Genomic DNA, 12,335 nt, shown 5'->3' with positions numbered 1-12,335 from the left:
TCAGGTGGCGTCTGCGTCGAACGGCGGGTGGTTGTCCTTCGCGGGCTGTTCACGCTTCTTGAGCAGGTCGGGAGCGCCCGCGGAGCCGTTCGCCGCCGTGATCGCGGAGCCGCCCGACACGCCGCTCTTCGCCTCCACCGACGAGGTCTCGCGGCCATTGACCGCATCGGTGACCTCGGCGACCTCCTTGCGCAGGTCGAAGCTCTCCCGGATCTCCTTCAGCCCCAGATCGTCGTTGCCGTCCATGAGCTGCTTGCGGACGAACGTCTTGGGGTTGAGGTCCTCGAAATCGAAGTCCTTGAACTCCGGGCCGAGCTCCGTGCGGATGTCCTCCTTGGCGCTCTCCGAGAACTCACGGATCTTGCGGATGAAGCGCGAGGCGTCCTGGATGACCTTGGGCAGCTTCTCCGGACCGAAGACGAGCACGCCAATGATCACGAGCGTCAGCAGCTCGAGTGGGCCTATGTCATTGAACACCTTGCGGCTCCTCGTGTTCTCCGCGACCAGGTCGGATGAGGTCTCGACCCGGCCCACGGTACCCGCCGGGACAGTCCGCGCGGTAGCTTCCCGTGGCCGTCACGTGCCCGTTGCCGAGCCGAGCGTCAAAGTCATGGACAGGTCTTTACCACCACGGGTCAGCCTGAGGTCCAGCCGGTCACCCGGCCGGTGCGCGCGGATCTTCACGATCAGCTCCTCGCCGCTGTGCACCCGCTGCCCGTCCACCTCGGTGATGACGTCACCGGGTTCGATCCCGGCCTTGGCACCGGGACCGTCCGGCGTGACGGAGGACTTGCCGACGGCGTCCTTCTGCCCGACCTTGGCTCCGTCACCGGTGTACTTCATGTCGAGCGTGACGCCGATCACCGGGTGAGTGGCCTTCCCGGTGTTGATCAGCTCCTCCGCGACGCGCTTGCCCTGGTTGATCGGGATGGCGAAGCCGAGGCCTATGGAACCGGCCTGGCCGCCCCCGGTGGTCGAGCCGCTGTCCGCGGCGCGGATGGCGCTGTTGATCCCGATGACGTGTGCGTCGGTGTCGACCAGCGGGCCGCCGGAGTTGCCCGGGTTGATCGGGGCGTCGGTCTGCAGCGCGTCTACGTAACTGACGTCGCTGCCGTCGCCCTTCTCGCCGCCCGCGGTGATCGGCCGGTCCTTGGCGCTGATGATGCCGGAGGTGACCGTGTTGGAAAGGTCGAACGGCGCCCCGATGGCCACCACCGGATCACCCACCTGCACGTTGTCGGAGTTGCCGAGGGGCAGCGGCTTGAGTCCCGAGACACCGCTGACCTTGACCACGGCCAGGTCGTAGCCGCTGTCCTTGCCGACGACCTCGGCGCTCGCCGTCTCGCCGCCGCTGAACGTCACGGTGATGTCGCCGGACGAACCGGCCGGGGCGACGACGTGGTTGTTGGTGAGGATGTGCCCCTTGTTGTCGAGGACGAAGCCGGTGCCGGTGCCGGATTCGCTGCTGCCGCTGACGTGGAGGGTGACCACGCTGGGCAGCGCGCTGGCCGCGATACCGGCGACGCTGTCGGGGGCGCGGCCGCCGCCGTTCCGTTCGTCCTGGGGCAGTTCGACCTGGGTGAGGCCGCCGTTGCGCTCTATGTACGCGCCGATCCCGCCGCCGATGCCGCCCGCCACCAGGGCGAGGAGCAGCGCGCCGACGAGAACGGACCCGCGCCTGTTCCTCGGCCGGCCGCCGTCGGAGCCGGGCGGGGGGCCGGGGTTGGTGATCAGGGGCTGCCGGGGCGCGCCCCAGGGGTCGTACTGGAGCCACTGCGGCGACGGGGGCTGCGGCTGCTGGGACTGTGGCTGGGGCTGGGGGTGTTGGGGCTGCGGCTGCGATTGCGGCTGCGGCTGCGGCTGGTGGGGCTGCTGCCCGCCCTGGGGCTGCTGTGGCAGCGGGGCGGGGGCCGGGGGCGGGAAGGCGGCCGACGGGGCGGGGGGCGGCGCGGAGGCCGTCGTGATGCCCGCGCCGTTCGTGCCCGCGCCGTTCGTCCCCGCGTAGGGCGGCGGTACGGGGGTGCCGTGCGGCGGTGTCGGGACGGGCCGCTGCACGGGGGGCGCGGGTGCCCAGGGACCGGGGCCGCCGTAGGGCGGGGTGCTGTACTGGTCGGGCTCGTGGAGCGGCTGCGGGGCCCGCGGCACGACCTCGGCCGCCACGGACTCCTCCGGTTCCGCCCCGTCGCTCGCACCGGGCGCGTCCACCAGGGGCACCGCGTCCTCGACGGGCGACGGCTCCTGAGGCGCTGTGCTCGCGCTGCGCCCCGCCGTGGGCCGGCTCCACCACTTCGCCTTCGGCTCGGTGGGCTTCCCGTCGTCCATGCTCTCCCCGCAACTGCCACAACTGGCCTCTGCACGCCCCGCAGGGGGCGTCCCTCCCGGAATCCTGTCGGAATTCAACCAGGTTTACGTATGCCCTGCGCGGACCCGCGTCAGCGGCGAGGCAGGAGCGGCAGTCCGTGGTTGGCGGGAACCGGCAGTCCGGCGGCCGACGTGGGGGTCCGGGACGGCTCCGGGGAAGCCGTGGAAAGTCCGCTGCCAAGAGCCTGGGCGAACAGCGGGCTGGTGCTGCCGGGACGTATCAGCGAAGGCGCGGACACATTGGTCTGGACGGGCAGCGCGTACCGGCTTCCGGTGAGGCTGCCTGCGCCGAGCAGGGGGGATGCGGAGGAGAACGCCAACGGCGCGGCGTTCATGGCGAGGGACACCGGGCGGTCGCCGATACCGGGCGCCGCGAGCGCGCCGTGGCCACCGCCTCGGCGGCTGACGCTGACGCCGCTCTCCGCACGCGCGTCGGCGTCCAGCGGTGTCACGCTGCTGCCCGAGCCGTCGGCTCGGGCCAGGGAATCGGGGCCGGCGTCCGTCGGGAGGGCACCGCCCAGGGCGATGGCGGCCAGGGAGACGGCGCTGGCGGCGGCGAACGCGAACCTGCGGCCCCGCCACGGCGAACGGTCGGCCTCGCGGCTGACCTCGTGAATCCGGAACGCCGGCCGGGCCGGGCCGACCGGAAGGGCCGCCGCCGAACCGTGCACGGTCGGGAGGTAGCCGAAACCGTCCAGCGGAGAGCGGCCGACGGGCGAATCCGCCCGGCTGCCGGGAGGCTGCATCACGGGGAAGATCCCGTCACCGAAACGGCCTGAGCCGCCGAGCGGTCTTCCCCGACTGTCGTCGTCACCACCCGGGCCGCCGGGAAGGCCCTGCAAGCGGGCAAGGAAGCCCTCGGAGGGAGAGGGCGGGGCCGACTGGGCGAAGACACTCTTCAGTCGCCGCTGGGCGGCAGCCTCGGCCTTGCACTTGGCGCAGGTCGCGAGGTGGGCGAGCACCCGGTCACGGGCGTCGTGTTTGAGCTCACCGTCGACAAGCGCGGCGAGCCGGTCCCCCAGGTGCTGTTCCGCGGAGGTCGGTCCTGTGCCACTCACGACGCTCCGCCCTCCCCTGCCGCGAGGACACCGGTCAGCAAGCGCTGCTCGGCACGGGCCTCGGGCGAACGGTGCTGCAGCGCCTTGCGCAGGTGCGAGCGCCCGCGGTGGATACGGCTGCGTACGGTGCCGAGCTTCACGCCGAGTGTCGCGGCGATCTCCTCGTACGAGAGACCCTCGATGTCACAGAGCACGACCGCGGCCCGGAATTCGGGCGCAAGGGTGTCCAGCGCCTGCTGGACGTCCGCGTCGAAGTGGGTGTCGTTGAACACCTGCTGCGGCGACGGCTCGCGGCTCGGGAGGCGCTCGGCCGCGTCGTCACCCAGGGAGTCGAAGCGGATCCGCTGCTTACGACGGACCATGTCCAGGAACAGGTTGGTCGTGATGCGGTGCAGCCAGCCCTCGAAGGTGCCGGGCGTATAGGTCGACAGCGAACGGAAGACCCGGACGAAGACCTCCTGAGTGAGGTCCTCGGCGTCGTGCTGGTTTCCCGTCAGTCGGTAGGCAAGGCGGTAGACACGACCGCTGTGCGTGCTGACGATCTCTTCCCATGAGGGCGGCGTCCACGCCTGGGAGTGCGCATCCGAGGCGAAGGTCGCAGTCGTTGCGGAGTCGTTGGAAGAACGGTCAGCGGTGTTGGTCACGGATTTCGGCTCACCCGCCGACCTGAGAAAGCGCCACAGCACTCCTCCCCGATCCACAGGCGCAGCCGCACCTCCCCTGTCGGCTCTGGTGGTGTCCAGTGGAGCCCCTACCATAGCCACCTCGCCCGTTAGCTCCGGATAAGCCTTTTTCCTGCTGGGGCCGGGGACAGCCCCGGGAACCGCCTGCCCATGATTCCGGTCCCGATCCGCGGGCCCGATCCATGGGCTTTCCCCTGTCCCTTCATAACGCCCGGTCCCATCTGCGGGTTCCCGGGTGCAGCGGATACAGTCACCGTTGCGCCAACTACGGGGACAGGAGAGGGCCATCACAGCCAACCGGCAGACGAGCTGGGCGTTCGCCGACGCCTTTGTCGCCGAGGACGAAGCACTGCGCTGGGCCCGGGACCGGGCCCGGGACGCGGGACTCCGCTCGGTGTCACCAGGCACCGGCGCAGCGCTGCGCCTGCTCGCTGCCACGACGGACGCCAAGGCGGTCGCCGAAATCGGCACAGGTACGGGCGTGTCCGGCATCTATCTGCTGCACGGCATGCGGCCCGACGGGGTGCTGACCACGGTCGACCCGGAGCCCGAGCGCCAGCAGTTCGCCCGCGAGGCCTTCCGGGCGGCCGGCTTCGCCGCCAACCGGGCCCGCTTCATCCCCGGCCGCGCCCTGGACGTGCTGCCCCGGCTGGCGGACGGCGGATACGACCTCGTCTTCTGCGACGGCGACCGGATGGAGAGCCTCGACTGCCTCGCCGAATCGTTGCGCCTGCTGCGTCCTGGCGGCCTGGTGTGCTTCGAGGGCGTCTTCGCGGACGGCCGTACGGTCGACTCCGCGCCCCAGCCCGCGGAGGTGCTGCGCCTGCGCGAACTGCTGCGCGCGGTCCGCGAGAGCCAGGAGCTGATGGCGACGCTGCTGCCGGTGGGCGACGGTCTGCTCTGCGCGGTACGGCGCGGCTGACCCGCCTCCCCCGGCCGTCACGCGCTTCCCGAAGCATCACGTGTCACACATCACTCGTCACTCGTCACCGAATCCTGTTCCGGGACCTGTCACCGAACGCACTACTGCCCGGCACGGAATCCGTGCCGGGCAGTAGTGAAGTGTGGGCGCCTCTGCGTCAGCCGACGACCTTCTTGAGGGCATCGCCCAGCGCATCGGCCTCGTCCGGAGTCAGCTCCACGACAAGCCGACCGCCGCCTTCGAGCGGAACGCGCATGACGATGCCCCGCCCCTCCTTTGTCACCTCGAGCGGGCCGTCGCCCGTCCGCGGCTTCATGGCCGCCATGCTCGTTCCCCTTCCTGAAACCAGCTCATCGCAACCGGCGGCCCCATGACAGGCGCTGCCTCACCGGCATCGAACACATTGCTTCCAGGCCATTATCCCGCATCAGAGACCCCGATGACCAACATCGCTCTGCATCGCTTGCGCAACGCGCTCGCTCAAAACCACCCAATTCGGCGAACCGACTGCGATACTCCGTCCCCCATACCCCTCCATCGGGGCGGAATTGTTAGACGCAGGTCACATGTTCGCCTTCGCCGAAGTCGGCCATGCTTGCCTCGACAGACTTTGGACGAGGCACAAAAGGGGACCCCACATGGCCGACGCCGTGCTCTGCGAAGTGACCGACGGGCTCGCGACGATCACGATCAACCGCCCCGACGCGATGAACGCGGTGAACACCGCGACCAAGGTGGCGCTGCGTGACGCCCTGACGTCGGCCGCCGCCGATCCCGCCGTGCGGGCGGTGCTGCTCACCGCGGCCGGCGGACGCGCCTTCTGTGTCGGCCAGGACCTCAAGGAGCACGTCGCCAAACTGGCGGAAGCCCGTGAGCAGGACGGCGGCAACGCGCTCAGCACCGTGCAGGAGCACTACAACCCCATCGTGCGGGCCATCACCGGGATGCCGAAGCCCGTTGTCGCCGGGATCAACGGGGTCGCGGCAGGCGCCGGGTTCGGGTTCGCCCTGGCCTGCGACTACCGGGTGGCCGCCGACACCGCGTCGTTCAACACCTCGTTCGCCGGGGTCGCGCTCACGGCCGACTCGGGCGTCTCCTGGACGCTGCCCCGGCTGATCGGCCGGAGCCGCGCCGCGGACCTGCTGCTCTTCCCGCGCTCGATCTCCGCGGCGGACGCCCATGAGCTGGGGATCGTGAACAAACTGGTACCCGGCGCCGATCTCGCCGCCGAGGCCGCCGCGGTGGCCCGCGCGCTGGCGGACGGCCCGACGGTGGCCTACGCGGCGCTCAAGGAGTCCCTCGCGTACGGGGCCGGTCGCACCCTCGAGGAGGCGCTGAAGAAGGAGGACGAACTCCAGACGCGGGCGGGCGCGTCGCAGGACCACGCGATCGCGGTGCAGGCCTTCCTCGACAAGGAGCGGCCCAAGTACCTGGGGCGGTAGGGCCTGCTCCCGGACGCGCCCGGCGCTACGCCTCTGTGCCGCGTGCCACGCAGTCGGCGAGATGGTCGTCGACCAGCCCGCACGCCTGCATCAGGGCGTAGGCGGTGGTGGGGCCGATGAAGCGCAGTCCGCGCTTCTTGAGGTCCTTGGACAGCGCCGTGGACTCCGCGGTCACCGCCGGCACGTCCCCGAGGGTGCGGGGGGCGGGCCGGGTGGCCGGGTCCGGGGCGTACGACCAGATCAGCTCGTCCAGCTCACCGCTCCGCCAGCCGGCCAGCACCTTGGCGTTGGCCATGGTCGCGTCGATCTTCGCGCGGTTGCGGATGATGCCCACGTCGGCGAGCAGCCGCTCCCGGTCCGCGTCGGTGAACTTCGCCACGGCGGGGATGCTGAAGCCGGCGAACGCTCCGCGGAAGCCTTCCCGGCGGCGCAGGATCGTCAGCCAGGACAGCCCGGACTGGAACGCCTCCAGGCACAGCCGCTCGAAGAGTGCGTCGTCGCCGTGGACCGGGCGGCCCCATTCCGTGTCGTGGTAGGCGAGGTAGTCCTCGGTGGACAGGCCCCACGGGCAGCGCAGGCCGCCGTCCGCCGCGGCTTCGGCGCCGCCGCTCATCGCCCGTCCTCCTCGTCCGGCCGGGGCGTGCTCCCCGGTGACTGCTCCTCAGCCGCCTGCCACGGCGCCGACTGCCCGGGGCCCTCCCAGGGCGCCTGAGGCCGGTCCCAGGGCGCCTGAGGCCGGCCCTGGGGCTCCTTGAGGAGGTCGGGGCGGCCCGCCCTGGTGGCCTGTGCGCCGGCGAGCGCCGACTCAAGCTCCGCGATCCGCGCGTCCCGCTCGGCGAGTTCGGCCCCGAGCCGGCCCAGCGCCTCGTCGACATCCGTCATCCGGTAGCCGCGGGCGGTGACGGGCAGCCGGAGCGCCTCGACATCCGCACGGCCGACCGGACGCGTCGCGGGCAGCGGATCCGTCAGCTGCTCGGGCGCCACGTCCTGAAGGATGGCGCTCCTCCCTCCGCCGACCACCACGAGGGTGACCGCGGCAACCACCACCACCATCGCGAGCAGCAAGAACCAGAACACGCGCATCTCCCCGGGAGCGGAATTTCGTCCGGGTCCGATCGTGCCATGCGGCACTGACAGCGAGTGCCCCACCCGGCGAGGTTCGCCCCCTGCGTGCCGGACGGCGCGAGGGGCGGACCGTGCCGGGTGAGGCACTAGGGTCGCAGTCGGACTCGGCAGGTGATCTGCCGAGGGGACGCACAGGGAGAGACACGGGATGCGAAGCGGTGCGCTCAGGCTGGGGCGGCGCGAGTTCGGTGCGCACGAGCCGGTGATCATGGCGATCGTGAACCGCACCCCGGACTCCTTCTACGACCAGGGCGCGACCTTCCGTGACGAGCCGGCGCTCTCCCGCGTCGAGCAGGCGGTGGCGGACGGTGCCGCGATCATCGACATCGGCGGGGTGAAGGCGGGGCCCGGCGAAGAGGTCACCGCCGAGGAGGAGGCCCGCCGGACCGTCGGCTTCGTCGCCGAGGTGCGCCGGCGCCACCCGGACGTGGTGATCAGCGTCGACACCTGGCGCCACGACGTCGGCGAGGCGGTCTGCGAGGCCGGCGCCGACCTGCTGAACGACGCGTGGGGCGGCGTCGACCCGAAGCTCGCGGAGGTCGCCGCGCGGTACGGGGCGGGACTGGTGTGCACGCACGCGGGCGGCGCGGAGCCGCGGACCCGGCCGCACCGGATCGGGTACGAGGACGTGATGGCCGACATCCTGCGGGTGACCGTGGGACTGGCCGAGCGGGCCGTCGAACTGGGGGTCCGGCCGGACGGCATCATGATCGACCCGGGTCACGACTTCGGGAAGAACACCCGCCACTCGCTGGAGGCGACGCGCCGGCTCGGCGAGATGGCGGAGACGGGCTGGCCGGTGCTGGTCTCGCTGTCCAACAAGGACTTCGTGGGCGAGACGCTCGACCGCCCGGTGAAGGAACGGCTGATCGGCACGTTGGCGACGACCGCCGTGTCCGCGTGGCTGGGGGCGCGGGTGTACCGGGTGCACGAGGTGGCGGAGACGCGCGACGTCCTGGACATGGTGGCGACCATCGCCGGGCACCGGGCGCCGGCCGTGGCGCGGCGCGGACTGGCGTAACCGGGGACGGGGCGCGGGTTCCCCGCCCCCCGTCCCGTGACCGAGGCCCCGGCCCCTCGCCTCACACTCCGGCGAGGCCGGGGTTCAGCGGCCGACCTCCTTGGTCACCAGGGCCACGGCCTCGTCCACGTCGTCCGTGACGTGGAACAGCAGCAGATCCTTCGCGGACGCCTTGCCCTGCGCGATCACCGTGTCCCGCAGCCAGTCGACCAGGCCGCCCCAGTACGCCGTGCCGAACAGCACGATCGGGAAGCGCGTGACCTTCCCCGTCTGGACGAGGGTGAGCGCCTCGAAGAGCTCGTCCAGCGTTCCGAGTCCGCCGGGCAGTACGACGAAGCCCTGCGCGTACTTCACGAACATCGTCTTGCGCACGAAGAAGTAGCGGAAGTTGACGCCGATGTCGACGTGCGGGTTGAGGCCGGACTCGAAGGGCAGCTCGATGCCCAGGCCGACCGAGACCCCCTTCGCCTCCCGTGCCCCCTTGTTCGCGGCCTCCATCGCTCCGGGTCCGCCGCCGGTGATCACCGCGAAGCCCGCCTCGACCAGCGCCCTGCCCAGCTGCACGCCCGCCTCGTACTCCGGTGCGTCGGCCGGTGTGCGGGCCGAACCGAAGACGCTGATGGCGCTCGGCAGCTCGGCCAGCGCGCCGAACCCCTCGACGAACTCCGACTGGATGCGCATCACCCGCCACGGGTCGGTGTGCACCCACTCCGAGTCACCCTCGGAGTCCAGCAGCCGCTGATCGGTGGTGCCGGGCTGCACCTGCTCCCTGCGGCGCAGCACCGGGCCGAGTCGCTGTTCCTCGGGAATCCGTTCTCCCTCGGGGTTGCCCATGACCTGCTCCCTCCGACGACGTCAGAGCCGCCCTGCGGCGCCCTGTCTCAGGCCAGCGTAGATCGCCGGAGGTTACGGGCAGGGGAATGCCGGAGGTCAGGTCGTGAGCCAGGAGCGGAGGCGCTCCTCGCAGTGGGTGATCCGCTCGACCGCCACATGCTCGTTGCGCTTGTGGGCGAGGATCGGATCGCCGGGGCCGTAGTTCACCGCGGGAACGCCGAGCGAGCCGAACCGCGACACGTCCGTCCAGCCGAACTTGGGCCGGGCGGTGCCGCCGACCGCGTCCATGAACGCCTTGGCCGCCGGGTGGGAGAGGCCGGGCATGGCCGCGCCGGAGTGGTCGTCGACGGTGAATTCGGCGACGCCGCAGCCGGCGAAGACCTCGTGGACGTGGGCCAGGGCCTCGTCGGGGCCCAGGTCCGGGGCGTAGCGGTAGTTGACGACGACGGTGCAGGCGTCGGGGATGACGTTGTTGGCGACGCCGCCCTCGATCCGTACGGCGTTGAGGCCCTCGTGGAACTCGAGTCCGTCGATCACCGGCTTGCGCGGCTCGTACGCGGCGAGCCGGGCGAGGATCGGGGCGGCGCCGTGGATGGCGTTGGCCCCCATCCAGCTGCGCGCGGAGTGGGCCCGCTCGCCCTCCGTACGGAGGAGGACGCGCAGCGTGCCCTGGCAGCCGCCCTCGACCTCACCGTTGGAGCCCTCCAGGAGGACGGCGAAGTCGGCCGCCAGCCAGTCGGGGTGGGCCTCGGCGATGTGTCCGAGGCCGTTGAGGTGCGCGGCGACCTCTTCGTTGTCGTAGAAGACGAACGTGAGGTCGCGGTTGGGCTCGGGCACCGTCGCGGCGATCCTCAGCTGGACGGCGACGCCCGACTTCATGTCGGAGGTCCCGCAGCCCCACAGCAGTCCGTCGGCGTCGAGCCGGGACGGGACGTTGTCGGCGATCGGCACGGTGTCGATGTGCCCGGCGAGCACGACGCGCTCGGCGCGGCCGAGGTTCGTCCTGGCGACGACGTTGTTGCCGTGCCGGTCGACGGTCAGGTGCGGGAGGGTGCGCAGCGCCGTTTCGACGGCGTCCGCGAGGTCCTTCTCCTCCCCGCTGACCGAAGGGAAGTCGACGAGCCGGGCGGTGAGCGCGGGTCCGTCCAGTGTGAGGTCAAGGGTGCTTTCGGCCATGGCTACGACCCTAGTGCCTCGCGTACGGTGGCCCCGTGCCCCGGACCGAATCCTCCGCCCGCCGACACACCGGCCGCAGCCGCCGCCTGCGCGTCGCGGCCGCCTTCGGCGTGCTCGTGGCCCTGGGCGGATATCTGACCGCTCAGTACCTGTCGGGCGACAGGAGCTCCGATCAGTGCACCGTGCGCTCCGCGGACGGTTCGTCCGGTGAGGGGCGCACCTACCGGCTGAGTCCGGAGCAGGCGGCGAACGCCGCGACGATCTCGGCCGTCGGCACCACGCGCGGGATGCCGGAGCGCGCGGTGACCATCGCGCTGGCGACCGCTCTCCAGGAGTCCGGGCTGCGCAACATCAACCACGGCGACCGGGACTCCCTGGGGCTGTTCCAGCAGCGTCCCTCGCAGGGCTGGGGCACCGGGAAGCAGATCCTGGACCCGGTGTACTCGGCCGGGAAGTTCTACCAGCACCTGGCCGAGGTGCCCGGCTACTCGCGGCTGCCGCTGACCGTGGCCGCGCAGCGCGTGCAGCGCAGCGGTTTCCCGCAGGCGTACGCGAAGCACGAGCCGGACGCCGCACTCCTGGCGGCCGTGCTGACCGGCCGGACGCCGGCCGCGCTGAACTGTTCGCCGCCGCGGTCCACGGCCGGGACCGGCGATGTCTCGAAGGTCCGGGCCGCGCTGACCCGTTCCTTCGGCAAGGACGCGCTGCCGGCGGTGGACGCGGCGGAGAGCCGGACCCCGACGGCGGGCGCGACGGCTCAGGGTTCGCTCTCGGTGCCGGTGCCTTCGGGCGGCGCGTCCGGGGAGGGCGGCGTTCCGCAGCACGGCTGGGAGCTCGCGCACTGGGCGGTCGCGCAGTCCGAGGTGCTGGGCATAGACGAGGTCGCGTACGCGGGCCGGGTGTGGGGCGCCGCATCGGGCTGGCGGACGGAAAGCAAGAAATCGGGCACGACAGAGGTCCGTATGCGCTTCGTGCGTTAGTGCGCCCGGTCCCCCGTACAGGGGGTCCGGGCATTCTCCGGAAGGCCTCCGCACAGGGGTTCGCGCGGCACCTCAGGAATGACCCAATTTCCTTGCGGCCACAGGGAAGTGACGGTTCATCGAGGCATTGGGAAATGCGATGTCCGTCCGGGTTCCTCCGTTGCGGATTATCTGACGCATTACCGACTCTTTACGTCGGTTCACCGCAACCTCCCCCGCCCCCACGACGGTTGTCATGGCGTCCGGCCCACGGACAGACAGATTTCCCAGCCCGTCGAAGGAGCATCATGTCCCTCCCCCTGACCCGTCGGATCGTCCGTACCGCGCTGCTGATCGCGGCGAGTGCGGCCCCCGTGGTCGGTGCGGCCGGCGCCGCGGGTGCCGCGGAGCTCGCACAGGCCCCGGAGCTCGGCGGTCTCACCAGCCTCGACGGCGCCGGTCTCGGCAAGACGGTCGACGGCGTGTCCAAGCAGGGCGCCGAGACCGGCGGCAAGGTCGTCGGGACCACGCTGCCGGTGGCGAGCAAGACCCTCGGCGAGACGGCCGGCAAGGCCGCCCCCGCCGCCACCAAGACCGTCGGCAAGGTGACGTCCGGCGGGGCGACCGGCGCCCTCGGCGACGCCACCAAGGGCGGCCTGCCCACCGACGGCCTGGGCCTGCCGATCGGCTGAGCCGCACCACGGCAGCGGAAACGGCCGAGGGCCTCGGGAGTGCGCACTCCCGAGGCCCTCGG

Annotated in this window: 14 protein-coding genes; 5 read left to right on the top strand and 9 right to left on the bottom strand. The window is 71.7% G+C overall.

The window, feature by feature from the left end:
* The 4 genes from ACIQM0_RS05230 to sigE all read right to left on the bottom strand — a co-directional run bounded on the left by ACIQM0_RS05230 (position 1) and on the right by sigE (position 4,177).
* On the bottom strand, positions 1–477 hold the full coding sequence (locus ACIQM0_RS05230; RefSeq protein ID WP_401283696.1) for a sec-independent translocase: 477 nt from the start codon (positions 475–477) through the stop codon (positions 1–3).
* A gap of 99 nt (positions 478–576) precedes the next feature.
* Positions 577–2,322: a S1C family serine protease gene (locus ACIQM0_RS05225; protein WP_401283694.1), complete on the bottom strand. Its 1,746-nt coding sequence runs from the start codon at positions 2,320–2,322 to the stop codon at positions 577–579.
* 110 nt (positions 2,323–2,432) lie between these two features.
* The gene (locus ACIQM0_RS05220; protein WP_401283693.1) at positions 2,433–3,419 is read right to left on the bottom strand and encodes a zf-HC2 domain-containing protein; all 987 of its coding nucleotides are present in this window, start codon (positions 3,417–3,419) and stop codon (positions 2,433–2,435) included.
* Complete coding sequence (gene sigE, locus ACIQM0_RS05215; protein ID WP_401283691.1) at positions 3,416–4,177, bottom strand: RNA polymerase sigma factor SigE; 762 nt, start codon at positions 4,175–4,177, stop codon at positions 3,416–3,418. Before sigE ends, ACIQM0_RS05220 begins: the two co-directional genes overlap by 4 nt.
* Before the next feature lie 181 nt (positions 4,178–4,358).
* On the opposite strand from sigE, the gene ACIQM0_RS05210 reads away from it, so the two are divergent.
* On the top strand, positions 4,359–5,024 hold the full coding sequence (locus ACIQM0_RS05210) for an O-methyltransferase (protein ID WP_123523731.1): 666 nt from the start codon (positions 4,359–4,361) through the stop codon (positions 5,022–5,024).
* Between the two features lie 157 nt (positions 5,025–5,181).
* Here ACIQM0_RS05210 and ACIQM0_RS05205 read toward each other — a convergent pair whose 3' ends face one another.
* Entirely contained in the window at positions 5,182–5,349 is a 168-nt protein-coding gene (locus ACIQM0_RS05205; RefSeq protein ID WP_003966491.1) for a DUF3117 domain-containing protein, read from the bottom strand.
* A gap of 313 nt (positions 5,350–5,662) precedes the next feature.
* Between ACIQM0_RS05205 and ACIQM0_RS05200 the strand changes: the two genes are divergently transcribed.
* Positions 5,663–6,466, top strand: coding sequence for an enoyl-CoA hydratase/isomerase family protein (locus ACIQM0_RS05200; RefSeq protein WP_401283689.1), 804 nt, complete (start codon positions 5,663–5,665; stop codon positions 6,464–6,466).
* A gap of 25 nt (positions 6,467–6,491) precedes the next feature.
* Here ACIQM0_RS05200 and ACIQM0_RS05195 read toward each other — a convergent pair whose 3' ends face one another.
* Together ACIQM0_RS05195 and ACIQM0_RS05190 are read right to left on the bottom strand one after the other, a co-directional pair.
* The gene (locus ACIQM0_RS05195; protein ID WP_401283687.1) at positions 6,492–7,079 is read right to left on the bottom strand and encodes a DNA-3-methyladenine glycosylase I; all 588 of its coding nucleotides are present in this window, start codon (positions 7,077–7,079) and stop codon (positions 6,492–6,494) included.
* Complete coding sequence (locus ACIQM0_RS05190) at positions 7,076–7,543, bottom strand: hypothetical protein (protein WP_401283685.1); 468 nt, start codon at positions 7,541–7,543, stop codon at positions 7,076–7,078. Before ACIQM0_RS05190 ends, ACIQM0_RS05195 begins: the two co-directional genes overlap by 4 nt.
* A 196-nt stretch (positions 7,544–7,739) precedes the next feature.
* Here ACIQM0_RS05190 and folP point away from each other — a divergent pair, with 196 nt between their 5' ends.
* Positions 7,740–8,612, top strand: coding sequence for a dihydropteroate synthase (gene folP, locus ACIQM0_RS05185; RefSeq protein WP_401283683.1), 873 nt, complete (start codon positions 7,740–7,742; stop codon positions 8,610–8,612).
* An 84-nt stretch (positions 8,613–8,696) separates the two neighbouring features.
* Here folP and ACIQM0_RS05180 read toward each other — a convergent pair whose 3' ends face one another.
* Both ACIQM0_RS05180 and dapE read right to left on the bottom strand, forming a co-directional pair.
* Complete coding sequence (locus tag ACIQM0_RS05180; protein ID WP_363031472.1) at positions 8,697–9,446, bottom strand: TIGR00730 family Rossman fold protein; 750 nt, start codon at positions 9,444–9,446, stop codon at positions 8,697–8,699.
* Positions 9,447–9,542: 96 nt separating this feature from the next.
* A complete protein-coding gene (gene dapE / locus ACIQM0_RS05175; protein ID WP_363031473.1) occupies positions 9,543–10,622 on the bottom strand; it encodes a succinyl-diaminopimelate desuccinylase in 1,080 nt (359 codons plus the stop codon).
* Positions 10,623–10,657: 35 nt separating this feature from the next.
* Here dapE and ACIQM0_RS05170 point away from each other — a divergent pair, with 35 nt between their 5' ends.
* Positions 10,658–11,602, top strand: a complete 945-nt coding sequence (locus ACIQM0_RS05170; RefSeq protein ID WP_363031474.1) for a hypothetical protein — start codon at positions 10,658–10,660, stop codon at positions 11,600–11,602.
* A 287-nt stretch (positions 11,603–11,889) separates the two neighbouring features.
* Positions 11,890–12,273, top strand: a complete 384-nt coding sequence (locus ACIQM0_RS05165; protein ID WP_401283681.1) for an ATP-binding protein — start codon at positions 11,890–11,892, stop codon at positions 12,271–12,273.
* Positions 12,274–12,335: the final 62 nt, after the last annotated feature.

This window comes from Streptomyces sp. NPDC091387, from assembly GCF_044756945.1.
Lineage (GTDB): Bacteria > Actinomycetota > Actinomycetes > Streptomycetales > Streptomycetaceae > Streptomyces.
The sequence above is the reverse complement of the archived record's forward strand: the minus strand, read 5'-3'. Positions and strand labels throughout refer to the sequence as shown.